Here is a 24560-nt window from a genome sequence, read left to right on the forward strand (position 1 = left end):
AGACCCGCGGCCGATAGATCTGCGGCCATGAGGTCTGCGGTCCATGAACCTGCGGTCAACGCACCTGCGGTAATGCATGCGCCCCTGCCGCCCATCCGGCCCTCAACCGCCCGTCCGGCCCCGCTGGACCGGCGGTATTCGGTCAGCGCTCGTAGGCTCGATTCATGTCAGAGGTGTACGGGGCCCGCCGCGAGCGGCTACGAGAGCGCTGTACCGCGGGCGGCAGCGCGGCCGCGCTCGTCACCCGCCCGGCCAACGTGAGGTATCTCGCCGGGGCGGCCCCGCGAGGTGCCGTCCTCCTGCTGGGCAGGGGCGAGGACGTGTTGCTCTGCGGAGGCCCGCCGAGGGGCGAGGCCGACGAAGGGCGGCCCGATGAAGCGCTGCGCGTTCAGGTGCTGTCCAGCCCGGGCGGGGACCCCGCTGTCGCCGCGGCCGACGTCGCCGCAGGTCAGGGCGCCGACTCCGTCGCGGTCGAGGAGCACCATCTGACCGTGAGCCGGCATCGGGCCATGGGCTCGGTGGCGCCGCGGCTACGGCTCACCGACCTGGGCGCTGCGGTGGAGCAGCTGCGGGTGACCAAGGACGAGGAGGAGATCTCCTGTCTGCGGATCGGCGCCGAAATCGCCGACCAGGCGCTGGGTGAACTGCTCGAATCCATCCTCGTCGGCCGTACGGAGCGCCATCTCGCCCTGGAACTGGAGCGCCGTCTCGTCGATCACGGCGCGGAAGGGCCCGCCTTCGCGACCTCGGTCGGCACCGGGCCGAACTCCGGGCGGCGCGGTCACCGGCCCACCGACCGGCGGGTCGAGGAGGGCGACTTCCTGTCCGTCTGTCTCGGCGCGACCTACCGGGGCTACCGCTGCGAGATCGGCCGTACCTTTGTGATCGGTACCTCGCCCGCCGACTGGCAGGTCGAGCTGTACGACCTCGTCTTCGCCGCCCAGCGTGCCGGACGCGAGGCGCTGGCACCCGGCGCCGCCTACCGTGACGTGGACCGCGCGGCCCGCCAGGTGCTCGACTCCGCGGGGCACACGGAAGGCCTTCCTCCGCTGATCGGGCACGGTGTAGGGCTCGAAATCGACGAGGACCCGCAGCTGGCCCCCGCGGCCATGGGTAAACTGGAGACTTGCGTGCCGGTCACCGTCGAACCGGGGGTCCACCTCCCGGGCCGGGGCGGTGTCCGGATCGATGACACGCTCGTCGTCCGCCCCGAGGCGGATGGCGGACCCGAGCTACTCACCATCACGACCAAGGAACTGCTCGCGCTCTAGCTTCGAGCTACGCGCGTGTCCCCGGGGTCGTCCACGTCAGTCCAGGAGATTCCGCAACCGTGGCTTCCACGAACGACCTCAAGAACGGCCTGGTGCTCAAGCTCGACGGAGGCCAGCTCTGGTCCGTCGTCGAGTTCCAGCACGTCAAGCCCGGCAAGGGCCCGGCCTTCGTGCGCACCAAGCTGAAGAACGTGCTCTCCGGCAAGGTCGTCGACAAGACGTTCAACGCCGGCGTCAAGGTCGAGACGGCCACGATCGACAAGCGCGACATGCAGTTCTCGTACATGGACGGCGAGTACTTCGTCTTCATGGACATGGACACCTACGACCAGCTGATGGTCGACCGCAAGTCCGTCGGCGACGCCGCCAACTTCCTGATCGAGGGCTTCACCGCCACCGTCGCGCAGCACGAGGGCGAGGTGCTCTTCGTCGAGCTGCCGGCCGCCGTCGAGCTCGTCATCCAGGAGACCGAGCCGGGTGTCCAGGGCGACCGCTCCACCGGTGGCACCAAGCCCGCCACCCTGGAGACCGGCCACCAGATCCAGGTCCCGCTCTTCATCACCACCGGTGAGAAGATCAAGGTCGACACCCGTACGAGCGACTACCTCGGCCGGGTGAACAGCTAACCGTGGCTGCCCGCAACACGGCCCGCAAGCGCGCCTTCCAGATCCTCTTCGAGGGTGACCAGCGCGGCGTGGACGTCCTGACGGTCCTCGCGGACTGGATCCGGCACTCCCGGACCGACACCCGGCAGCCGCCGGTGAGCGAGTACACGATGCAGCTGGTCGAGGGCTACGCCACGAAGGCGAGGCGGATCGACGAGCTCATCGCGACGTATGCCGTCGACTGGACGCTGGACAGGATGCCGGTCGTCGACCGCAACATCCTGCGCCTCGGTGCCTACGAGCTGATCTGGGTCGACGCGACCCCGGACGCCGTGGTGCTCGACGAGGCGGTGCAGCTGGCGAAGGAGTTCTCCACGGACGAGTCGCCCTCGTTCGTGAACGGCCTGCTGGGCCGGCTGAAGGACCTGAAGCCGTCGCTCCGCCGGGACGAGGACTAGACGTACGCGACGTACGTGAAAGCTACGAGAATGCCGGAGGGCCCGCAGCGGATGCTGCGGGCCCTCCGGCATTCCGGTCCGGTGGTGCCTCGGCCGGGTACCCATGAGGCTCCCGAGGCCCGCAGAAAGCCGCCGGGGTGGCCGGAACCTGTTGGTCCCGGCCACCCCGGCGGCACGTTTCTGCACAGCTGTCCGAAGGGCTCAGCCCTCTTCGTGGGTGACGGCGCGGCGCGCGTCCGCGTCCAGGACGCCCCAGCTGATCAGCTGCTCGGTGAGGACCGAGGGCGACTGGTCGTAGATGACGGCGAGCGTGCGCAGGTCGTCCTGGCGGATCGACAGCACCTTGCCGTTGTAGTCACCGCGCTGCGACTGGATCGTCGCCGCGTAGCGCTGCAGGGGACCGGCCTTCTCCGCCGGCACATGCGCCAGACGCTCCAGGTCCAGGACGAGCTTGGGCGGCGGCTCGGCGGCCCCGCCCGGAGTGGTGCCCGGCAGCAGCTCCTGCACGGGGACCCCGTAGAAATCCGCCAGTTCGGCAAGGCGCTGCACGGTGACGGCGCGGTCGCCGCGCTCGTACGAACCGACCACGACCGCCTTCCAGCGTCCCTGGGACTTCTCCTCGACGCCGTGGAGGGAAAGGCCCTGCTGGGTGCGGATGGCCCGGAGCTTGGCCCCGAGCTGTTTGGCGTATTCGCTGGACATATAGCTCCCCGGACGCTGTATCAACGTGCGGCTCGGCCGCGCGGCTGGTGACTCTGGTGACTCACTGTGAGGTTACGCAGCGTTACTCTTCCCCGTCAAGCCGAACGGTCCGGGCCGACCCTTCCGTGGGAGTCACCGGTGGTGGCCTGAAGGGGGGTGATCAGGCACGTTTCCGGACTGGTACCGTGGGTGGCGCAATTCCGACGTCCTTTAATGATCCGTCCCGTGAGGCGGAGAAGGAGGTCCGTTTCGTATGGACACAGAGCAGAACCCCCAGCAGTACGCGTCCGATGCGCGGCCCGTTCTCGAAGGCCCCGACATCGCGCGGGTGCTGACCCGCATCGCCCACGAGATCGTCGAGCGCGCCAAGGGTGCCGACGACGTGGTGCTCCTCGGCATTCCGACCCGAGGCGTCTTCCTCGCCCAGCGGCTCGCCGCCAAGCTCGAGGAGATCACCGACCGCAAGATCCCGGTCGGCTCGCTCGACATCACCATGTACCGCGACGACCTGCGTATGCACCCGCCGCGTGCGCTGGCCCGCACCGACATCCCCGGTGACGGCATCGACGGCCGACTGGTCGTCCTCGTCGACGACGTGCTCTTCTCCGGTCGCACCATCCGCGCCGCGCTCGACGCGCTGAACGACATCGGACGCCCGCGCGCCGTCCAACTCGCGGTCCTCGTCGACCGGGGCCACCGCGAACTGCCCATCCGCGCCGACTACGTCGGCAAGAACCTCCCCACGTCGTTGCGGGAGACGGTCAAGGTCCAGCTCGCCGAGGAGGACGGTCGCGACACCGTGCTGCTCGGTGCGAAGCGGACCTCCCCGGGCGGGGAGTAGCAGCCACTCGCGGGCGTGCGCCTGTGACGTACGCCTCCTGAGTGCACTCCATGCACGCCCACGCGCCTGGCTGCGCCCTCTGGGGACACCCCCAGACCTTCGCCTCCCGAACCGAACTGCCTTACGGAGCCTGACAGATGCAGCGTCATCTCATCTCGGCCGCCGACCTCACCCGCGACGACGCCGTCCTGATCCTCGACACCGCCGAGGAGATGGCCCGGGTCGCCGACCGGCCGATCAAGAAGCTGCCGACCTTGCGCGGCCGCACCGTCGTCAACCTCTTCTTCGAGGACTCGACCCGCACCCGGATCTCCTTCGAAGCCGCCGAGAAGCGCCTCTCCGCGGACGTCATCAACTTCACCGCCAAGGGTTCCTCGGTGTCGAAGGGCGAGTCCCTCAAGGACACCGCCCAGACCCTGGAGGCGATGGGCGTCGACGCCGTCGTCATCCGCCACGGCGCCTCCGGAGCCCCGTACCGGCTCGCCACCTCCGGCTGGATCGACGCCGTCGTCATCAACGCCGGTGACGGCACCCACCAGCACCCCACGCAGGCCCTGCTCGACGCCTTCACCATGCGCCGCCGTCTGGTCGGCCGTGACGCCGGGATAGGGCAGGACCTGTCCGGCAAGCGCATCACGATCGTCGGCGATGTGCTGCACAGCCGGGTCGCCCGCTCCAACGTCGACCTGCTGCACACCCTCGGCGCCGAGGTCACCCTTGTCGCCCCGCCGACCCTGGTGCCGGTCGGCGTCGAGACCTGGCCCTGCGAGATCTCGTACGACCTCGACAGCACGCTCTCCAAGTCCGACGCGGTGATGATGCTGCGCGTGCAGCGTGAGCGGATGAACGCCGCGTTCTTCCCGACCGAGCGCGAGTACTCGCGGCGCTACGGCCTCGACGGCGACCGCATGGCGCGGATGCCCGAGCACGCCATCGTGATGCACCCCGGCCCGATGGTCCGCGGCATGGAGATCACCGCCGAGGTCGCCGACTCCGACCGCTGCACGGTCGTCGAGCAGGTCACCAACGGTGTCTCGATCCGCATGGCCGTGCTCTACCTGCTCCTTGGCGGCAATGAGCCCGCCGTCACCCACACCCGTACCGAGGAGAAGTAAGACCATGAGCAAGATCCTGATCCGTGGTGCGAAGGTGCTCGGCGGCGAGCAGCAGGACGTACTCATCGACGGCGCGGTCATCGAGGCGGTCGGCACCGGGCTGTCCGAAGAGGGTGCCGAGGTCGTCGAAGCCGACGGCAAGGTGCTGCTCCCCGGCCTCGTCGACCTGCACACCCATCTGCGTGAGCCGGGCCGTGAGGACTCGGAGACCGTGCTGACCGGTACCCGGGCGGCGGCCTCCGGCGGTTACACGGCCGTGTTCGCCATGGCCAACACCTTCCCGGTCGCCGACACCGCCGGTGTCGTCGAGCAGGTCTACCGGCTCGGCCAGGAGCACGGCTACTGCGACGTACAGCCCATCGGCGCTGTCACCGTGGGCTTGGAGGGCAAGAAGCTCGCCGAACTGGGCGCGATGCACGAGTCCGCGGCCGGGGTCACGGTCTTCTCGGACGACGGCAAGTGCGTGGACGACGCGGTGATCATGCGCCGGGCGCTGGAGTACGTGAAGGCATTCGGCGGCGTCGTCGCCCAGCACGCGCAGGAGCCCCGCCTCACCGAGGGCGCCCAGATGAACGAGGGCGTCGTCTCCGCCGAGCTGGGGCTCGGGGGATGGCCGGCGGTGGCCGAAGAATCGATCATCGCCCGGGATGTCCTGCTCGCCGAGCACGTCGGCTCGCGCGTCCACATCTGCCACCTCTCGACCGCGGGATCGGTCGAGATCGTGCGCTGGGCCAAGTCCCGCGGTATCGACGTCACCGCCGAGGTCACCCCGCACCACCTCCTCCTCACCGACGAGCTCGTGCGGACGTACAACCCGGTCTTCAAGGTCAATCCTCCGCTGCGCACCGAACGTGACGTCATGGCCCTGCGCGAGGCGCTCGCCGACGGCACCATCGACATCGTCGCCACCGACCACGCGCCGCACCCGCACGAGGACAAGGACTGCGAGTGGGCCGCCGCGGCCATGGGCATGGTCGGCTTGGAGACCGCGTTGTCAGTGATCCAGGAGACGATGGTCGACACCGGGCTCCTCGACTGGGCCGGGGTCGCCGACCGTATGTCCGTCAAGCCCGCGCGGATCGGGCAGGCAGACGGGCACGGCCGTCCCGTCTCGGCTGGTGAGCCCGCGAACCTCACGCTCGTCGACACGGAATACCGTGGGTCCGTGGACCCCGCGGGTTTCGCCTCGCGCAGCCGCAACACCCCGTACGAGGGGCGTGAGCTGCCGGGTCGTGTGACACACACGTGGCTCCGGGGCAAGGCGACGCTCATCGACGGGAAGCTCTCGTGACACCTGTAACTCTGCTCGCAGCGGAACAGAAATCGGCCGAAGTGACCGACTGGGCCGCCCGGATCGGCTGGCTCGTCGGCCTCGCCCTCTTCGTCGCGCTCGTCTACTGGCTGATGCGCGAGGGTTGGAAGTGGCGCGGCACCCTCCAGGGCGACCTGCCCGAGCTGCCCACCGCGCCGGAAGACCTCGGTCCGGCGAAACTGAGCATGAGCGGCCGCTATCACGGCTCCACCACCGCCGGGCAGTGGCTGGACCGCATCGTGGCGCACGGCCTGGGCACCCGCAGCCGGGTCGAGCTCACGCTGACGGACGCGGGACTGGACGTCGTACGCCCCGGGGCCACCGACTTCTTCATCCCGGCCGAAGCACTGCGCGAGGCCCTGCTCGGCAAGGGCATCGCCGGGAAGGTCCTCAGCGAGGGCGGTCTGCTCGTCGTCACCTGGGCGCACGGCGACAAGCTGATCGACTCCGGCTTCCGCTCCGACCACGCGGCCGAGCACAACGAGTGGGTCGACACCCTGAACAGCCTGATCAACAAGAGCATCGAAACGATCGACACGGAAGGCGCACGATGACGACCTCCACCAGGGGAGCCGCGAAGGTTCCCGCCGTACTCGTCCTGGAGGACGGCCGGATCTTCCGCGGCCGCGCCTACGGGGCCGTGGGGGAGACCTTCGGTGAAGCGGTGTTCTCCACCGGCATGACCGGCTACCAGGAGACCCTCACCGACCCGTCGTACCACCGCCAGGTCGTCGTGATGACCGCCCCGCACGTCGGCAACACCGGCGTCAACGACGAGGACCCCGAATCGAAGCGCATCTGGGTCTCCGGCTACGTCGTGCGCGACCCCGCGCGCGTGCCGTCCAACTGGCGCGCCCAGCGCTCGCTGGACGAGGAGCTGCGCAACCAGGGTGTCGTGGGTATCTCCGGCATCGACACGCGTGCTGTGACGAGGCACCTGCGCGAGCGCGGCGCCATGCGCGTCGGCATCTTCTCCGGCAATGCACTGCCCGACGAGGGCACCATGCTCGCCGAGGTGCGTCAGGCGCCTGAGATGGTCGGTGCCAGCCTCTCCGAGGAGGTCGCCACCAAGGAGGCGTACGTCGTCCCCGCGATCGGGGAGAAGCGTTTCACCGTCGCCGCCCTCGACCTGGGGATCAAGGGCATGACCCCGCACCGGATGGCCGAGCGTGGCATCGAGGTGCACGTGTTGCCCGCGACCGCCACGGTCGAGGACGTGTACGCGGTCAACCCGGACGGCTTCTTCCTGTCCAATGGCCCCGGTGACCCGTCCACCGTGGACCTGACCGTGGTCAAGGCGGTGCTGGAGCGCAAGACCCCCCTCTTCGGCATCTGCTTCGGCAACCAGATCCTGGGCCGCGCCCTCGGCTTCGGCACGTACAAGCTGAAGTACGGCCACCGCGGCATCAACCAGCCCGTGCAGGACCGTACGACCGGCAAGGTCGAGGTCACCGCGCACAACCACGGCTTCGCCGTCGACGCCCCGCTCGACAAGGTGTCCGAGACCCCCTACGGGCGTGCCGAGGTCTCGCACGTCTGCCTGAACGACCAGGTCGTCGAGGGGCTCCAGCTCCTCGACCAGCCGGCGTTCAGCGTCCAGTACCACCCCGAAGCGGCAGCGGGCCCGCACGACGCCGCCTACCTGTTCGACCGCTTCGTATCCTTGATGGAGGGCCAGCGTGCCTAAGCGCACCGATATCCAGTCCGTCCTGGTCATCGGCTCCGGCCCGATCGTCATCGGCCAGGCCGCCGAGTTCGACTACTCCGGCACCCAGGCGTGCCGCATCCTGCGCGCCGAGGGCCTGAGGGTCATCCTGGTCAACTCCAACCCGGCGACGATCATGACCGACCCGGAGATCGCCGACGCCACGTACGTCGAGCCGATCACCCCCGAGTTCGTCGAAAAGATCATCGCCAAGGAGCGCCCGGACGCGCTCCTGCCCACCCTCGGCGGCCAGACGGCCCTCAACACGGCCATCTCGCTGCACGAGGCCGGGACCCTCGACAAGTACGGCGTCGAGCTCATCGGCGCCAATGTCGAGGCGATCAACAAGGGCGAGGACCGCGAACTCTTCAAGGGCGTCGTGGAGGCGGTGAACGCGAAGATCGGGTACGGCGAGTCCGCCCGGTCGGTCATCTGCCACTCCATGGACGACGTGCTGAACGGCGTCGAGACCCTCGGCGGCTACCCCGTCGTCGTCCGGCCCTCCTTCACCATGGGCGGCGCGGGCTCCGGCTTCGCGCACGACGAGGAGGAGCTGCGCCGCATCGCGGGTCAGGGCCTGACCCTGTCTCCCACCACCGAGGTGCTCCTGGAGGAGTCCATCCTCGGCTGGAAGGAGTACGAGCTGGAGCTGATGCGCGACAAGCACGACAACGTCGTGGTCGTCTGCTCCATCGAGAACTTCGACCCGATGGGCGTGCACACCGGTGACTCGATCACCGTCGCCCCGTCGATGACGCTCACCGACCGCGAGTACCAGGTCCTGCGCGACATCGGCATCGCCGTCATCCGCGAGGTCGGCGTCGACACCGGCGGCTGCAACATCCAGTTCGCGGTGAACCCCGAGGACGGCCGGGTCATCGTCATCGAGATGAACCCGCGCGTGTCCCGCTCCTCGGCCCTCGCCTCCAAGGCGACCGGCTTCCCGATCGCCAAGATCGCCGCGAAGCTCGCCGTCGGCTACACGCTCGACGAGATCCCGAACGACATCACCGAGCAGACGCCGGCATCCTTCGAGCCGACCCTCGACTACGTCGTCGTGAAGGCCCCGCGCTTCGCCTTCGAGAAGTTCCCGAGCGCCGACTCGACCCTGACCACGACCATGAAGTCGGTCGGCGAGGCCATGGCGATCGGCCGCAACTTCACCGAGGCGCTGCAGAAGGCGCTGCGGTCGCTGGAGAAGAAGGGCTCGCAGTTCACGTTCGTGGGCGACCCGGGCGAGAAGGGTGAGCTGCTGGCCGAGGCGGTCCGTCCGACCGACGGTCGCATCAACTGCGTCATGCAGGCCATCCGCGCGGGCGCCACCCCCGAAGAGGTCTTCGAGGCGACCAAGATCGACCCGTGGTTCGTCGACCAGCTGTTCCTGATCAAGGAGATCGCGGACGAGCTGTCCGCCGCCGACAAGCTGGAACCGGAGCTGCTCGCCGAGGCCAAGCGGCACGGGTTCTCCGACGCGCAGATCGCCGAGATCCGTGGCCTGCGCGAGGACGTGGTGCGCGAGGTGCGGCACGCGCTGGGCGTGCGCCCGGTGTACAAGACGGTCGACACCTGCGCCGCCGAGTTCGCGGCGAAGACGCCGTACTTCTACTCCTCCTACGACGAGGAGTCGGAGGTCGCGCAGCGTGAGAAGCCCGCGGTGATCATCCTGGGCTCCGGCCCGAACCGCATCGGCCAGGGCATCGAGTTCGACTACTCCTGCGTCCACGCCTCCTTCGCGCTCAGCGACGCGGGCTACGAGACCGTGATGGTCAACTGCAACCCCGAGACCGTCTCCACGGACTACGACACCTCCGACCGCCTGTACTTCGAGCCGCTGACGCTCGAGGACGTGCTGGAGATCGTCCACGCGGAGTCGCTGGCCGGTCCGATCGCGGGTGTGCTCGTGCAGCTCGGCGGACAGACCCCGCTGGGTCTGTCCCAGGCGCTCAAGGACAACGGCGTGCCGGTCGTCGGTACGCCCCCCGAGGCGATCCACGCCGCCGAGGACCGCGGCGCCTTCGGGCGGGTCCTGGCCGAGGCCGGTCTCCCGGCCCCCAAGCACGGCACGGCCACCACTTTCGCCGAGGCCAAGGCCATCGCCGACGAGATCGGCTACCCCGTCCTCGTACGGCCGTCGTACGTGCTCGGCGGGCGCGGCATGGAGATCGTGTACGACGAGACGCGGCTGTCCTCGTACATCGCCGAGTCGACCGAGATCAGCCCTTCGAGGCCCGTCCTGGTCGACCGGTTCCTCGACGACGCGATCGAGATCGACGTCGACGCGCTGTACGACGGTGAGGAGCTCTACCTCGGCGGCGTCATGGAGCACATCGAGGAGGCCGGTATCCACTCCGGCGACTCGGCGTGCGCGCTGCCGCCGATCACCCTCGGCGGGTTCGACATCAAGCGGCTGAGGGCGTCCACCGAGGCCATCGCGAAGGGCGTCGGGGTTCGCGGACTGATCAACATCCAGTTCGCCATGGCGGGCGACATCCTGTACGTCCTCGAAGCCAACCCGCGTGCCTCGCGCACCGTCCCCTTCACCTCGAAGGCGACCGCGGTGCCGCTGGCGAAGGCCGCCGCCCGGATCTCGCTGGGCGCGACCGTCGCCGAACTGCGGGCGGAGGGGCTGCTTCCGGCCACCAGTGACGGCGGTGAGCTGCCGCTCGACGCGCCGATCTCCGTCAAGGAGGCCGTCATGCCGTGGTCGCGATTCCGCGACATCCACGGACGTGGCGTCGACACGGTGCTGGGCCCGGAGATGCGCTCGACCGGTGAAGTCATGGGCATCGACTCGGTGTTCGGGACGGCATACGCCAAGTCCCAGGCGGGGGCCTACGGTCCGCTGCCGACGAAGGGCCGTGCCTTCATCTCCGTCGCCAACCGCGACAAGCGCTCGATGATCTTCCCGGCACGTGAACTCGTCGCCCATGGCTTCGAGTTGCTCGCCACGTCCGGCACCGCCGAGGTGCTCAAGCGCAACGGCATCAACGCGACGGTCGTGCGCAAGCAGAGCGAGGGCGAGGGCCCGAACGGCGAGAAGACCATCGTCCAGCTCATCCACGACGGCCAGGTCGACCTCATCGTCAACACGCCGTACGGCACCGGCGGCCGACTCGACGGCTACGAGATCCGTACGGCGGCCGTGGCGCGGTCCGTCCCGTGCCTGACGACGGTGCAGGCGCTCGCCGCCGCCGTCCAGGGCATCGACGCGCTCAACCACGGTGACGTGGGCGTGCGTTCGCTCCAGGAACACGCCGAGCATCTGACCGCGGCCCGCGACTAGCAGCCCTGAGGGGGACATCGGAAACGGTGTCCCCCTCTTCGTGAGGACTCCATGTCTTCGTGAGGACACCATGTACAAGATCTTTTTCAACCTCGTCTTCCAGCGGATGGACCCCGAGCAGGCCCATCACCTCGCCTTCCGCTGGATCCGCCTCGCCGCCCGCATCCCGGTCCTGCGCACCTTCGTCGCCGCCGCGCTCGCGCCCCGCCACAAGGAGCTGCGCACCGAGGCGTTCGGGCTGCGGATGCACGGCCCGTTCGGACTCGCGGCGGGCTTCGACAAGAACGCCGTCGCGATCGACGGGATGTCGATGCTCGGCTTCGACCACATCGAGATCGGCACGGTCACGGGGGAGCCGCAGCCCGGCAACCCCAAGAAGCGGCTGTTCCGGCTTGTGCCGGACCGGGCGCTGATCAACCGCATGGGATTCAACAACGACGGCTCCGCGGCCGTCTCCGAGCGTCTGGCGGCCCGTACGCCCGTGTTCAGGACCGTCGTGGGCGTCAACATCGGCAAGACCAAGGTGGTTCCCGAGGCGGAGGCCGTCGGCGACTACGTGAAGTCGACGGAGCGACTGGCTCGGCACGCCGACTATCTCGTGGTCAACGTGAGTTCGCCGAACACGCCCGGCCTGCGCAATCTGCAGGCCACCGAAGCGTTGCGGCCCCTGCTGAGCGCCGTCCGCGAAGCTGCCGACCGCGCGGTCACCGACCGGCGCGTGCCGCTGCTCGTCAAGATCGCTCCCGACCTCGCCGACGAGGACATCGACGCGGTCGCCGACCTCGCCGTCGAGCTGGGCCTGGACGGGATCATCGCCACGAACACCACCATCGCGCGCGAGGAACTCGGTTTGAAGTCCGAACCCTCCGTGGTCAAGGAGACCGGCGGACTCTCCGGAGCGCCGCTCAAAGCACGCTCCCTGGAGGTGCTGCGCCGCCTCTACGCGCGCGTGGGCGACCGGATCACCCTGGTGGGCGTCGGCGGCATCGAGAACGCCGAGGACGCCTGGCAGCGCATCCTGGCCGGCGCCACGCTGGTCCAGGGCTACAGCGCCTTCATCTACGAGGGTCCCTTCTGGGGCCGCGCCATCCACAAGGGGCTCGCCGCGCGCCTGCGCACGAGCCCGTACGCCACTCTCGCCGACGCGGTCGGCGCCGATGTGAAGAAGGCAGCATGAGCGAGGCAGGCGGCATGGGTGAGGAAGGCAGCATGAGCCCGGAACCCTTCGGCGCCCGGCTGCGCCGCGCCATGGACGACCGGGGCCCCCTGTGCGTGGGCATCGACCCGCACGCCTCGCTGCTCACCGACTGGGGCCTGGACGACGACCTCGCGGGCCTGGAGCGATTCAGCCGCACCGTCGTCGAGGCGCTGGCCGAGCGGGTCGCGGTCCTCAAGCCGCAGAGCGCGTTCTTCGAGCGCTTCGGGTCGCGCGGCATCGCCGTCCTGGAGAAGTCGGTCGAACAGGCGCGGGCGGCCGGGGCGCTGGTCGTGATGGACGCCAAGCGCGGCGACATCGGCTCGACCATGGCCGCGTACGCGGAGACCTTCCTGCGCAAGGACGCGCCCCTGTTCTCGGACGCGCTGACCGTGTCGCCGTATCTGGGCTATGGCTCCCTGAAGCCCGCGGTGGAGCTGGCGCGCGAGAGCGGCGCCGGGCTGTTCGTGCTCGCCCTGACCTCGAACCCGGAGGGCGCCGAAGTGCAGCACGCGGTCCGCGGGGACGGCCGCAACGTCGGAGCGACCATGCTCGGGCATCTGGCCGCCGAGAATGCCGGGGAGACGCCCCTGGGGTCCTTCGGCGCCGTCGTCGGTGCCACGCTGGGCGATCTCTCCTCCTACGACCTGGACATCAACGGACCGCTTCTCGCACCCGGAATCGGCGCCCAGGGGGCCACGGCGGCCGATCTCGCGGGTGTCTTCGGTACGGCGGTGCGCAATGTCGTCCCGAACGTCAGCCGGGGTGTTCTTCGTCACGGTCCCGATGTCCTCGCGCTGCGGGAGTCCGCGGACCGCTTCGCGGAGGAGATCAGGGCCGCTGTGGCGGCCGCCTGAGTGCTCGGACGGCCGCGCGACAGTCCTCCGATGACTGTCTCCGGAGCGACCCGAGTCTGAATACATCCTCAAATCCGGGGCAGTATGTCGTAAATGCCCGGCTCCAGGGAGGCTGACCAGGACTTTTCCTCTGTTCTCGCTGACTCTGGCGCACTTGCCCGCTAGTCTCCGTCGAGTGAGGGCACCTCCCACGCCCTCAAGGCAGTGGGGGAGAACGGGCAAGCGTGTTGCTCGTAGCTCCCCAGGTGTGGGGCTACTAGGTTCCTCACCGGTCCGTATCCGACAGTTCGACATCCGAGGTGACGTAGGCGTGGCTCTTCCGCCCCTTACCCCTGAACAGCGCGCAGCCGCGCTCGAAAAGGCCGCCGCGGCTCGCCGGGAGCGGGCCGAGGTCAAGAATCGACTCAAGCACTCCGGTGCCTCGCTTCACGAGGTCATCAAGCAGGGTCAGGAGAATGACGTCATCGGCAAGATGAAGGTCTCCGCTCTCCTCGAGTCCCTGCCGGGCGTGGGCAAGGTCCGCGCCAAGCAGATCATGGAGCGACTCGGGATCTCCGAGAGCCGCCGCGTGCGCGGCCTCGGCTCGAACCAGATCGCCTCCCTGGAGCGCGAGTTCGGCGGCTCCGGCGCTTGAGTCCTGGGCACACCGGGATTGCTGGAATAATCGCTGCATGAGTGAACGTCCGCGGCTGACCGTGCTCTCCGGCCCCTCAGGGGTCGGCAAGAGCACGGTCGTCGCTCATATGCGCAAGGAACACCCCGAGGTCTGGCTCTCGGTGTCGGCGACGACCCGCAGGCCGCGCCCCGGTGAGAAGCACGGAGTCCACTACTTCTTCGTCTCCGACGAGGAGATGGACAAGCTGATCGCCAACGGCGAGCTGCTGGAGTGGGCCGAATTCGCCGGCAACCGCTACGGGACGCCCCGCGCGGCCGTCATCGAGCACCTGGAGGCGGGCGTGCCGGTCCTCCTGGAGATCGACCTCCAAGGGGCCCGACAGGTTCGCGAGTCCATGCCGGAGGCCTTGCTCGTGTTCCTGGCTCCGCCCTCCTGGGAGGAGCTGGTGCGCAGGCTCACCGGGCGGGGCACCGAGCCGCCCGAGGTGATCGAGCGCCGTCTGGAGGCTGCCAAGATCGAACTGGCGGCCGAGCCCGAGTTCGATGTCACCCTGGTCAACACCTCCGTCGAGGACGTGGCGCGTGAGCTGCTAGCCTTGATGGAAGTTGTTTGATCTTTAGGTCACCTTCAGGTCAATTTCCACCTTTCGGAAGGCAGAGCGTGTCCTCTTCCATCACTGCTCCCGAGGGCATCATCAACCCTCCGATCGACGAGCTCCTCGAGGCCACCGACTCGAAGTACAGCCTCGTGATCTACGCGGCCAAGCGCGCCCGTCAGATCAACGCGTACTACTCGCAGCTCGGCGAGGGTCTCCTCGAGTACGTCGGTCCGCTCGTCGACACCCACGTCCACGAGAAGCCGCTCTCGATCGCCCTGCGCGAGATCAACGCGGGTCTGCTGACGTCGGAGGCCGTCGAGGGCCCCGCGCAGTAATCATTTCTTGCTCATCGCAGGCCCGGCAGCTCGACTGTCGGGCCTGTGGTCTGCTCGGGGGCGCGGAGGTCGTCCCACGCAGTGATGCAGCATGGGGTTGTACGTTTTCGAGTGTGGGGAGGCCCGGTGGACAAGCCGAAGGTCGTGCTGGGGGTCAGCGGTGGCATCGCCGCGTACAAGGCCTGTGAGCTGCTGCGCAGGCTGACGGAGTCGGGCCATGACGTACGCGTCGTACCCACCGCGTCCGCACTGCACTTCGTCGGCGCGGCCACCTGGTCCGCGCTCTCCGGCCACCCCGTGTCCACCGAGGTCTGGTCGGACGTCCACGAGGTCCCGCATGTCCGCATCGGGCAGGACGCGGACCTGGTGGTCGTGGCCCCGGCGACGGCCGACATGCTCGCCAAGGCGGCCCATGGCCTGGCCGACGACCTCCTCACGAACACCCTGCTCACCGCCCGCTGTCCGGTCGTCTTCGCGCCCGCCATGCACACCGAGATGTGGGAGCACCCGGCGACCCAGGAGAACGTGGCTACGCTGCGCCGCCGCGGCGCCGTGGTCATCGAGCCCGCGGTGGGGCGCCTCACCGGTGTGGACACCGGCAAGGGGCGACTGCCCGACCCCGCGGAGATCTTCGAGGTCTGTCGCCGCGTGCTCGCCCGGGGCGTGACCGAGCCGGATCTCGCCGGCCGTCACGTCGTCGTGAGTGCGGGCGGCACCCGCGAGCCCCTCGACCCGGTCCGCTTCCTCGGCAACCGCTCCTCCGGCAAGCAGGGGTACGCGCTGGCGCGCACGGCGGTCGCGCGGGGCGCCCGGGTCACGCTGATCGCCGCGAACACCGGGCTGCCGGACCCGGCGGGCGTGGACGTCGTCCAGGTCGGGACGGCCGTGCAGCTGCGCGAGGCGGTGTTGAAGGCGGCCTCGGACGCCGACGCCGTGGTGATGGCGGCGGCGGTGGCGGACTTCCGCCCGGGTACGTACGCGGCCGGAAAAATCAAGAAGAAGGACGGCCAGGAACCGGAGCCGATCGTTCTGGTCCGGAATCCGGACATCCTCGCGGAGATCTCCGCGGACCGTCCGCGCCCCGGCCAGGTGGTCGTCGGCTTCGCCGCCGAGACGGACGACGTCCTCGCCAACGGTCGTACGAAGCTGGAGCGCAAGGGGTGTGACCTCCTCGTCGTGAACGAGGTGGGGGAGCGCAAGACCTTCGGTTCCGAGGAGAACGAGGCGGTGGTTCTCGGCGCTGACGGCAGCGAGACTCCGGTGCCGTACGGGCCCAAGGAAGCTCTGGCCGAGACCGTGTGGGATCTGGTGACACCCCGCCTGCGGTGAATGTCTCATTCGCCTCAACGGATGCCTCCATCCGCGCGAAATCTGGCGTGACGGCACTGGTGGAAGCCGGTCGTCATGGCGCAGAATGCGCGTGCCGCAGGTCACAGCGCTTCCGAGAAGCGAGACAAGGGAGCCTGCGGGCGAGCGTGACCGATAAACTGTTCTCGGACGATGCCGGGCGCAGCTCCCGTCCCGTCCGCCAATGATCAGCCAGCAGCCGCTGCAACCACAGGGAGCGTTGTGTCCCGTCGCCTGTTCACCTCGGAGTCCGTGACCGAGGGTCACCCCGACAAAATCGCTGACCAGATCAGCGACACCATTCTCGATGCGCTTCTGCGCGAGGACCCGAAGTCCCGGGTCGCCGTGGAGACGCTGATCACGACCGGCCTGGTGCACGTGGCCGGAGAGGTCACGACCAAGGCGTACGCGCCGATCGCCCAGCTGGTCCGCGACAAGATCCTGGAGATCGGCTACGACTCGTCGAAGAAGGGCTTCGACGGAGCGTCCTGCGGCGTGTCCGTGTCGATCGGCTCGCAGTCTCCGGACATCGCGCAGGGCGTCGACACGGCGTACGAGCAGCGTGTCGAGGGCGATGAGGACGAGCTGGACAAGCAGGGCGCCGGCGACCAGGGCCTGATGTTCGGGTATGCGACGGACGAGACCCCGGAGCTGATGCCGCTCCCGATCCACCTCGCGCACCGCCTCTCCCGTCGCCTCTCCGAGGTCCGCAAGAACGGGACCATCCCGTACCTGCGCCCCGACGGCAAGACCCAGGTCACCATCGAGTACGACGGCGACAAGGCGGTCCGCCTGGACACGGTCGTCGTCTCCTCGCAGCACGCGAGCGACATCGACCTGGAGTCCCTGCTCGCGCCCGACATCCGCGAGTTCGTGGTCGAGCCGGAGCTGAAGGCCCTCCTCGACGACGGCATCAAGCTGGAGACCGAGGGCTACCGCCTCCTCGTCAACCCGACCGGCCGCTTCGAGATCGGCGGCCCCATGGGCGACGCCGGCCTCACCGGCCGCAAGATCATCATCGACACGTACGGCGGCATGGCCCGCCACGGCGGTGGTGCCTTCTCCGGCAAGGACCCGTCCAAGGTCGACCGTTCCGCCGCCTACGCGATGCGCTGGGTCGCGAAGAACGTGGTCGCCGCGGGCCTCGCCTCCCGTTGCGAAGTCCAGGTCGCCTACGCCATCGGCAAGGCCGAGCCGGTCGGTCTCTTCGTCGAGACCTTCGGCACCGCCAAGGTCGACGCCGAGAAGATCGAGACCGCCATCACCGAGGTCTTCGACCTTCGCCCGGCGGCCATCATCCGCGACCTCGACCTGCTGCGCCCGATCTACTCCCAGACGGCCGCGTACGGCCACTTCGGGCGGGCGCTGCCCGACTTCACGTGGGAGCGGACGGACCGTGTGGAGGCGCTGCGCAAGGCTGTCGGCCTGTAGTCCTTGCGGTTTTGTGGTGAGGCCCGGTGCCCCTCGGGGGTGCCGGGCCTCGCTGTGTCACCTGCCGTGCCTCTCCCCGTCCTCAGCAGGACGGAACCCTTCTCTGCCCCCCCGCCAGACCCCACGGTCAGCGCGATCAGGCTCGTCGTGGGCCGGATCTCGCGCGGGTGATCGCGCTGGATCTCGGGCTCGCGGCGGTGTCAGTGCGCTCTGGTAGGAATGGTGGTGTGAGCAGCGTGAATGGGCGGGGAGAGGGCGGCACGGAGGGTGCGCCGCCCGAGCAGCTTGCGTTGATTCGAGAGGGTGTGCGGCAGGCCAGGGCGCCCAAGGCGAAGCCGCGGACCTGGCGGGGGGCGGCACTCGCCAAGGAGTTGCCTGTCGCGCGCGTGCTCGTCGACAAGGGCGTCCTGCATCTTGATCGGTACTTCGATTACGCCGTGCCCGAGGAGCTTGACGCCGATGCGCAGCCGGGCGTCCGGGTCCGGGTGCGGTTCGGGGCCGGGCGGCATCGGGTGCGGGACGGGCGGCGTGAGGGCGGCGGGCTGATCGACGGGTTTCTCGTCGAGCGGCTGGCCGAGTCCGACTACTCCGGCCCGCTCGCCGCGCTGGCCCAGGTGGTGTCTCCCGAACCCGTGCTCGGGCCGGAGCTGCTGGGGCTCGCGCGGGCCGTCGCCGATCGGTACGCGGGCAGTCTCGCCGATGTGCTGCAGCTCGCCCTGCCGCCGCGCAGCGCGCGAGCAGAGGGGAAGCCCTCACCCCCGCCGCTTCCCCCTCCCGGCGTGCCCGCGGTCGGGTCCTGGGTGCGGTACGGGCGGGGGGCGGCCTTTCTGGAATCCCTCGCCGCGGGTGGGGCGCCGCGGGCCGTGTGGAACGCGCTGCCGGGTCCCGGTTGGGCCGAGGAGCTGGCGCGAGCCGTGGCCGCGACGCTCGCCTCGGGGCGCGGCGCGCTCGTCGTCGTGCCGGACGGTCGGGCCGTGTCCCGCGTGGACGCCGCGCTGACCTCGTTGCTGGGGGAGGGGCGGCACGCGGTGCTCACCGCCGAGGCCGGGCCCGAGAAGCGGTATCGGGAGTGGCTCGCCGTGCGCCGTGGGTCCGTACGGGCCGTGGTGGGGACCAGGGCCGCCATGTTCGCGCCCGTGCGGGATCTGGGGCTGGTCGCCATCTGGGACGACGGGGACGACAGCCACAGTGAACCGCACGCGCCGCAGCCGCATGCGCGGGAAGTGCTGCTACTGCGGGCGGCCCATGACAAGTGCGCCTTCCTGCTGGGCAGTTGGGGCTGCACCGTCGAGGCCGCGCAGCTGGTCGAGAGCGGCTGGGCGCTGCCGCTGATCGCGGACCGGGAGCAGGTGCGGGAGGCGGCGCCGCTCGTACGGACCGTGGGGGACGGGGACCTCGCCCGGGACGAGGCCGCGCGGGCCGCCCGGCTGCCGACGATGGCTTGGCAGGTGGTGAGAGAGGGGCTGCGGCACGGGCCGGTCCTGGTGCAGGTGCCGCGGCGTGGGTACGTACCGCGGATGGCCTGTGCGCAGTGCCGGGCGCCCGCGCGCTGTCGGCACTGTGCCGGGCCGCTGGAGGCGCCGGACGCCGGGGTGCCGCGGTGTACGTGGTGCGGACGGGACGAGGCGGCCTGGCACTGCCCCGAGTGCGGCGGGTTCCGGCTGCGGGCGCAGGTCGTGGGCGCCCGGCGGACCGCGGAGGAGCTGGGCCGGGCGTTCCCGGCCGTGCCCGTGCGAACGTCGGGGCGGGAGCAAGTGCTCGACACCGTGCCCGGGGCGCCCGCGCTCGTCGTGAGCACTCCGGGGGCCGAGCCCGTCGCCGAGGGCGGGTACGCCGCCGCGCTGCTCCTCGACGGCTGGGCGATGCTGTCGCGGCCCGATCTGCGGGCCGGCGAGGACGCGCTGCGGCGGTGGATCGGGGCGGCGTCGCTCGTGCGCGGCCAGGGCGCGGGGGGCACGGTGGTGGTCGTGGCCGAGCCGACCCTGCGGCCCGTGCAGGCGCTCGTACGGTGGGATCCGGTCGGGCACGCGGTGCGGGAGCTCGCCGAGCGGGCCGAGTTGGGGTTTCCGCCGGTGTCGCGGATGGCGGCCGTCTCGGGGACGGCGGAGGCTGTCGGCGGGTTTCTCGCCGTGGTTGAACTTCCCGGTGACGCCGAGGTGTTGGGGCCCGTGCCGTTGCCTGTCACGGATGCCGGGCGGCCGCGTCGGGTGGGGGCGCCGCCTCCGGGGGAGCAGTGGGAGCGGGCGCTCGTTCGGGTGCCCCCGGGCAGTGGCGCGGCGCTGGCGGCCGCGTTGAAGGCCGCGCAGGCGGCGCGGATGGCGCGTGGGGGGAGCGAGCCCGTACGGATTCGGATCGATCCGCCGGACATCGGGTGACGCCGGGACATGAGCGGAGGCGTGAGCAAGGGGCTGCCTCCCGGGGCTCGGTGGCTCCGAGAGGCAGGCCGAAAGTGGGTCAGCCGTTGCGTGGGCCCGGGAACGCCGTGGGCCTGACCTCGTCGCGGAGCGTGGGGCTGCCCGCCGTCGGCTGGGTCGGCATGGAGCGGGCCGCGGGGACCGTCGGGACGGTGGGAATGCCGGTGTTGACGGTTACCGCGCGGGTGCCCGACGTCTCCGTGGCGCGCTCGGCATCGGCGGCGGCCTGGGCGGCGGCGCGGCGGGCGCCGTAACGGCGGTGCACCGCCTGCTTGGTGACCCCGAGTGCCGAGCCGACCGCGTCCCACGAGAAGCCCAGTGAGCGGTCGAAGTCCACGGCGGCCGTGACCAGGGTCTCGACGCTGTCCCGCAGCTCCTGGGCGAGGCGGACGGTCGGGGCGGGGGCGCGTCCGTAGACGACGAAGCCCGTGGAGGGGCCGGAGCGGCGCGGGCGATAGACGTTGCCCAGTTGGGCGGTGAGCGTGCGCAGTGCGTCCACCTGCCGGCGGACCCGCTCGATGTCCCGCACCAGCAAGTGCAGGCTGGCCCGAGCCTGGGCGTCGTGGGTTGCGTGGTCGGCCATGAACAAGCCTCTCGAAACCGGCGTTGAAAAGGATCGGGCCGCGATTGCGGCCCCTTGTGGTCAACTCTCTCTTGACCAACGCATTTCCGGGTGAGTGGTCACGCTGCGGGGGCGTAGGGGCATATGCACGGGGCGCGAGTAGGGGCGTACGCCCCCGGTGCGGCCTTGACTCGCCTCGCTTTCGGCCTTGGCTCGGGTGTTCCCAACCGGATCGCCCGTGCGAGTGCGTTGCCGGGTGCCGATTGTCCTGCGGGGGTCGCCGTCGGTTGCTGCGGGTGACATGGAAGTGTGACGAGCTCCGTGGTGTGGGTCGCGGATGCCCGCGCGGGTCGTCCGGCCCTGGCGCGCGCAGAGCGCCCGTGCGCCGAGAACGCGAGCCCCTGAGTGCCTGAGCGGCGAGCCCCTGAGCGCCCGAGTCGCGAGCCATCGAGGCCCACGCCCTCGAGCCCCAACGCCCGCACGCCGCAACACCCCCACGCCGCATAGACTGGTGCGCTGTCCCGTACCCCGCCTGGACCGGCACGTGTGCGGGGTCTGAAGAGCTCCCGTCCGAGAGGCCAACCGCCACCCATGAAGCTTGTCTTCGCAGGTACCCCCGAGGTCGCCGTTCCGGCTCTGGACGCCCTGATCGCCTCCGGGCGGCATGAGGTGGCCGCTGTTGTCACCCGGCCCGATGCGCCGGCCGGGCGGGGACGGCGGCTTGTCGCGAGTCCGGTCGCCGAGCGGGCGGAGGAGGCCGGGATCGAAGTGCTGAAGCCGGTCAAGCCGCGGGACGAGGAATTCCTGGCGCGGCTGCGGGAGATCGGACCCGATTGCTGCCCTGTGGTGGCGTACGGTGCGCTGCTGCCTCGGGTCGCCCTCGACGTTCCCGTCCATGGGTGGGTCAATCTCCACTTCTCGCTGCTTCCCGCCTGGCGCGGAGCCGCCCCCGTCCAGCACGCGATCATGGCGGGGGACGAGATCACCGGGGCTTCCACCTTCCTCATCGAGGAGGGGCTCGACTCGGGGCCCGTGTACGGAACCGTCACCGAGGAGATCCGGCACACCGACACCAGCGGGGACCTGCTCACCCGGCTCGCCTTCGCCGGTTCCGGGCTGCTCGTCGCGACGATGGACGGCATCGAGGACGGCGCCCTGAAGGCCGTACCGCAGCCGACCGACGGCGTCACCCTGGCGCCGAAGATCACCGTCGAGAACGCGCACATCGACTGGTCCGCACCGGCGCTGCGGGTCGATCGGGTCGTGCGCGGCTGCACCCCCGCGCCCGGCGCGTGGACCGCCTTCCGCGGCGAGCGGCTGAAGCTCATCCACGCCGCGCCCGTGCCCGAGCGCACCGACCTCGCCCCGGGCGAGCTGTCCGTCGGCAAGAACAACGTGTACGTCGGGACCGGTTCGTGCGCCGTCGAACTGCTCTGGGTCCAGGCCCAGGGCAAGAAGCCGATGCGCGCCGCGGACTGGGCGCGCGGGGTGCGCATCGTCTCCGGGGAGCGCCTCGGGGCCTGAACCACCGCCGGCCCCGACACCGTCACCGCCGGGCACGAACCTCGCGGCGTACGCTGATAGACGCACCTTTTTTCCTGGATCCGGAGCACCTTTTTCGTGAGTGAGCAGTCCCGTCGGCCGCACAAGCCCGGCAAGCCCTACCGCCGTCCTCAGAAGGACCCGGTCCGCATGCTCGCCTTCGAGGCGCTGCGGGCCGTGGACGAGCGGGACGCGTACGCGAACCTCGTCCTGCCGCCGTTGCTGCGCAAGGCGCGCGAGAAGGGCGACTTCGACGGACGGGACGCGGCGCTGGCGACCGAGCTGGTGTACGGGACGCTCCGCCGCCAGGGCACGTACGACGCCGTCATCTCGGCCTGTGTCGACCGGCCGCTGCGCGAGGTCGACCCGCCGGTGCTGGATGTGCTCAGCCTGGGCGTCCACCAGCTGCTCGGGACGCGCATCCCGACCCATGCCGCCGTCTCCGCCTCCGTGGAGCTCGCCCGGGTCGTGCTCGGTGACGGGCGCGCCAAGTTCGTCAACGCCGTGCTGCGCAAGGTCGCGCAACACGACCTGAACGGCTGGCTGGAACAGGTCGCGCCGCCCTACGACGCGGACCCGGAGGACCATCTCGCCGTCGTGCACTCGCATCCGCGGTGGGTCGTCTCCGCGCTGTGGGACTCGCTGGGCGGCGGGCGGGCCGGGATCGAGGATCTGCTGGAGGCCGACAACGAGCGGCCCGAGGTGACGCTCGTCGCCCGGCCCGGACGCTCCACCGCCGACGAACTGCTCGACGTACTCGGGGACGAGTCCGCGCTGCCCGGTCGCTGGTCGCCGTACGCCGTGCGACTGACCGAGGGCGGCGAGCCGGGTGCCATCGACGCCGTACGGGGGGGCCGTGCGGGCGTCCAGGACGAGGGCAGCCAGCTGGTGGCGCTCGCCCTCGCGAACGCGCCGCTCGACGGACCCGACAAGGCGTGGCTGGACGGCTGCGCCGGACCCGGCGGCAAGGCCGCCATGCTGGCCGGGCTCGCCGCCGAACGCGGCGCCGTGCTGCTCGCCTCCGAGAAGCAGCCGCACCGGGCCGGGCTCGTCGCGAAGGCGCTCGCTGGGAACCCCGGGCCGTACCAGGTCATCGCCGCCGACGGCACCCGTCCGCCGTGGCTGCCCGGCACCTTCGACCGGGTGCTCATGGATGTGCCCTGTACGGGGCTGGGCGCGCTGCGCCGTCGTCCCGAGGCCCGCTGGCGGCGCCGCCCCGAGGATCTGGCAGGCTTCGCACCGCTGCAGCGCGGGCTGCTGCGCACGGCGCTCGACTCGGTGCGGGTCGGCGGTGTCGTCGGGTACGCGACCTGCTCGCCGCACCTCGCCGAGACCCGCGCGGTCGTCGACGACGTGCTCAAGCACTACGACGGCGACACCGAGCTGCTGGACGCCCGCCCGCTCCTGCCGGACGTACCGGCGCTGGGCGACGGCCCCGACGTACAGCTGTGGCCGCATCTGCACGGGACGGACGCCATGTACCTGGCGCTGATCCGGCGGACCGCCTGATTTCCAGGCGGCGAAGGGGGCGAAGGCGCGAAGGCGGCGCAGGGGCAAAACCGCCCGCGGCGTCGAGCCGCCCGAGCCCGTATGTCCGCAGAACCCCGGGCCCGTACCTCCGCGGAACGGCCCAGTCCTGGACCGGGGAGAGCAACCGGTCCGGGACATGGCAGGCTTGGGGCATGGCCGTGCAGATCAACCCCAGCATCCTGTCCGCCGACTTCGCCCGTCTTGCCGAGGAGGCAAGGGCGGTAGAAGGGGCGGACTGGCTCCATGTCGACGTCATGGACAACCATTTCGTACCGAACCTCACGCTCGGTGTACCGGTCGTAGAGTCCCTGGCCCGTGCGACGGACACACCGCTGGACTGCCATCTGATGATTGCGGACCCCGATCGGTGGGCGCCCCAGTACGTGGAAGCGGGTGCCGGTTCCGTCACCTTCCACGCCGAGGCCGCCGCCGCGCCGGTGCGGCTCGCCCGCGAGATCCGGGCCAAGGGCGCCCGCGCCTCCATGGCGCTCAAGCCCGCGACCCCGATCGAGCCGTACGAGGATCTGCTCCCCGAGCTCGACATGCTGCTGATCATGACGGTCGAGCCCGGTTTCGGCGGCCAGGCGTTTCTCGACATCATGCTGCCGAAGATCCGCCGCACCCGTGAGTTGATCGGCAAGCACGGTCTTGAGCTGTGGCTCCAGGTCGACGGCGGTGTGTCGGCCTCCACCATCGAGCGGTGCGCCGAGGCGGGCGCGGACGTTTTTGTCGCCGGTTCAGCGGTGTACGGCGCCGCGGACCCGGCCCAGGCGGTACGTGCATTGCGCACCCAGGCTCAGGCCGCGACGGCATCCGCGGCGTGGGCGTGCGACCACTGAAC

General features: G+C 70.3%; 22 protein-coding genes. 20 read left to right on the forward strand and 2 right to left on the reverse strand.

Annotated elements, in window-relative coordinates; translation table 11 throughout:
• Positions 1–164: 164 nt before the first annotated feature.
• From AB0D57_RS10555 to nusB, 3 genes are read left to right on the forward strand one after another with little or no spacing between them, the layout of a single operon-like run.
• Positions 165–1271, forward strand: coding sequence for an aminopeptidase P family protein (locus AB0D57_RS10555; protein WP_362069932.1), 1107 nt, complete (start codon positions 165–167; stop codon positions 1269–1271).
• 59 nt (positions 1272–1330) lie between these two features.
• Entirely contained in the window at positions 1331–1897 is a 567-nt protein-coding gene (gene efp / locus AB0D57_RS10560) for an elongation factor P (RefSeq protein WP_010988257.1), read from the forward strand.
• A gap of 2 nt (positions 1898–1899) precedes the next feature.
• Positions 1900–2334, forward strand: a complete 435-nt coding sequence (gene nusB / locus AB0D57_RS10565; protein ID WP_362069935.1) for a transcription antitermination factor NusB — start codon at positions 1900–1902, stop codon at positions 2332–2334.
• Positions 2335–2535: 201 nt separating this feature from the next.
• On the opposite strand, the gene bldD is transcribed toward nusB, so the two are convergent.
• Complete coding sequence (gene bldD, locus AB0D57_RS10570) at positions 2536–3036, reverse strand: transcriptional regulator BldD (protein ID WP_361540868.1); 501 nt, start codon at positions 3034–3036, stop codon at positions 2536–2538.
• A gap of 253 nt (positions 3037–3289) precedes the next feature.
• On the opposite strand from bldD, the gene pyrR reads away from it, so the two are divergent.
• From pyrR to AB0D57_RS10640, 14 genes are all read left to right on the forward strand, one after another.
• A complete protein-coding gene (gene pyrR, locus AB0D57_RS10575) occupies positions 3290–3877 on the forward strand; it encodes a bifunctional pyr operon transcriptional regulator/uracil phosphoribosyltransferase PyrR (RefSeq protein ID WP_362069938.1) in 588 nt (195 codons plus the stop codon).
• 137 nt (positions 3878–4014) lie between these two features.
• Positions 4015–4992, forward strand: a complete 978-nt coding sequence (locus AB0D57_RS10580; RefSeq protein ID WP_362069941.1) for an aspartate carbamoyltransferase catalytic subunit — start codon at positions 4015–4017, stop codon at positions 4990–4992.
• A gap of 4 nt (positions 4993–4996) precedes the next feature.
• Positions 4997–6283: a dihydroorotase gene (locus AB0D57_RS10585; RefSeq protein WP_362069944.1), complete on the forward strand. Its 1287-nt coding sequence runs from the start codon at positions 4997–4999 to the stop codon at positions 6281–6283.
• Entirely contained in the window at positions 6280–6858 is a 579-nt protein-coding gene (locus AB0D57_RS10590) for a hypothetical protein (protein ID WP_362069947.1), read from the forward strand. The genes AB0D57_RS10585 and AB0D57_RS10590 overlap by 4 nt, the downstream gene beginning before the upstream one ends.
• Positions 6855–7991 carry a glutamine-hydrolyzing carbamoyl-phosphate synthase small subunit gene (carA, locus tag AB0D57_RS10595; protein WP_362069950.1) on the forward strand — a complete coding sequence of 379 codons (1137 nt, stop codon included), beginning with the start codon at positions 6855–6857 and terminating at the stop codon, positions 7989–7991. Before AB0D57_RS10590 ends, carA begins: the two co-directional genes overlap by 4 nt.
• Positions 7984–11292 carry a carbamoyl-phosphate synthase large subunit gene (gene carB, locus AB0D57_RS10600; RefSeq protein WP_362069953.1) on the forward strand — a complete coding sequence of 1103 codons (3309 nt, stop codon included), beginning with the start codon at positions 7984–7986 and terminating at the stop codon, positions 11290–11292. The genes carA and carB overlap by 8 nt, the downstream gene beginning before the upstream one ends.
• A 70-nt stretch (positions 11293–11362) precedes the next feature.
• Positions 11363–12469, forward strand: coding sequence for a quinone-dependent dihydroorotate dehydrogenase (locus tag AB0D57_RS10605; RefSeq protein WP_362069956.1), 1107 nt, complete (start codon positions 11363–11365; stop codon positions 12467–12469).
• 32 nt (positions 12470–12501) lie between these two features.
• Positions 12502–13344, forward strand: coding sequence for an orotidine-5'-phosphate decarboxylase (pyrF, locus tag AB0D57_RS10610; protein ID WP_362070106.1), 843 nt, complete (start codon positions 12502–12504; stop codon positions 13342–13344).
• Positions 13345–13654: 310 nt separating this feature from the next.
• Positions 13655–13978 (forward strand): integration host factor, encoded by a 324-nt coding sequence (locus AB0D57_RS10615; protein WP_016638838.1) that lies wholly within the window; start codon positions 13655–13657, stop codon positions 13976–13978.
• Positions 13979–14015: 37 nt separating this feature from the next.
• Complete coding sequence (gene gmk / locus AB0D57_RS10620) at positions 14016–14573, forward strand: guanylate kinase (protein ID WP_362069959.1); 558 nt, start codon at positions 14016–14018, stop codon at positions 14571–14573.
• Between the two features lie 47 nt (positions 14574–14620).
• Entirely contained in the window at positions 14621–14893 is a 273-nt protein-coding gene (rpoZ, locus tag AB0D57_RS10625) for a DNA-directed RNA polymerase subunit omega (RefSeq protein WP_003982715.1), read from the forward strand.
• Between the two features lie 126 nt (positions 14894–15019).
• Complete coding sequence (gene coaBC, locus AB0D57_RS10630) at positions 15020–16222, forward strand: bifunctional phosphopantothenoylcysteine decarboxylase/phosphopantothenate--cysteine ligase CoaBC (protein WP_362069962.1); 1203 nt, start codon at positions 15020–15022, stop codon at positions 16220–16222.
• A 240-nt stretch (positions 16223–16462) separates the two neighbouring features.
• Positions 16463–17671 (forward strand): methionine adenosyltransferase, encoded by a 1209-nt coding sequence (gene metK, locus AB0D57_RS10635; protein WP_362069965.1) that lies wholly within the window; start codon positions 16463–16465, stop codon positions 17669–17671.
• A gap of 227 nt (positions 17672–17898) precedes the next feature.
• On the forward strand, positions 17899–20046 hold the full coding sequence (locus tag AB0D57_RS10640) for a primosomal protein N' (RefSeq protein WP_362069968.1): 2148 nt from the start codon (positions 17899–17901) through the stop codon (positions 20044–20046).
• Positions 20047–20125: 79 nt separating this feature from the next.
• Here AB0D57_RS10640 and AB0D57_RS10645 read toward each other — a convergent pair whose 3' ends face one another.
• The gene (locus tag AB0D57_RS10645) at positions 20126–20668 is read right to left on the reverse strand and encodes a hypothetical protein (RefSeq protein ID WP_362069971.1); all 543 of its coding nucleotides are present in this window, start codon (positions 20666–20668) and stop codon (positions 20126–20128) included.
• A gap of 570 nt (positions 20669–21238) precedes the next feature.
• Here AB0D57_RS10645 and fmt point away from each other — a divergent pair.
• The 3 genes from fmt (at position 21239) to rpe (ending at position 24558) form a co-directional block, all read left to right on the forward strand.
• Complete coding sequence (gene fmt / locus AB0D57_RS10650; RefSeq protein ID WP_362069974.1) at positions 21239–22171, forward strand: methionyl-tRNA formyltransferase; 933 nt, start codon at positions 21239–21241, stop codon at positions 22169–22171.
• Between the two features lie 96 nt (positions 22172–22267).
• Positions 22268–23698 carry a transcription antitermination factor NusB gene (locus tag AB0D57_RS10655; RefSeq protein ID WP_362069977.1) on the forward strand — a complete coding sequence of 477 codons (1431 nt, stop codon included), beginning with the start codon at positions 22268–22270 and terminating at the stop codon, positions 23696–23698.
• A gap of 173 nt (positions 23699–23871) precedes the next feature.
• Positions 23872–24558, forward strand: coding sequence for a ribulose-phosphate 3-epimerase (gene rpe / locus AB0D57_RS10660; protein WP_362069980.1), 687 nt, complete (start codon positions 23872–23874; stop codon positions 24556–24558).
• Positions 24559–24560: the final 2 nt, after the last annotated feature.

The organism is Streptomyces sp. NPDC048275, from assembly GCF_040652275.1.
GTDB lineage: Bacteria > Actinomycetota > Actinomycetes > Streptomycetales > Streptomycetaceae > Streptomyces.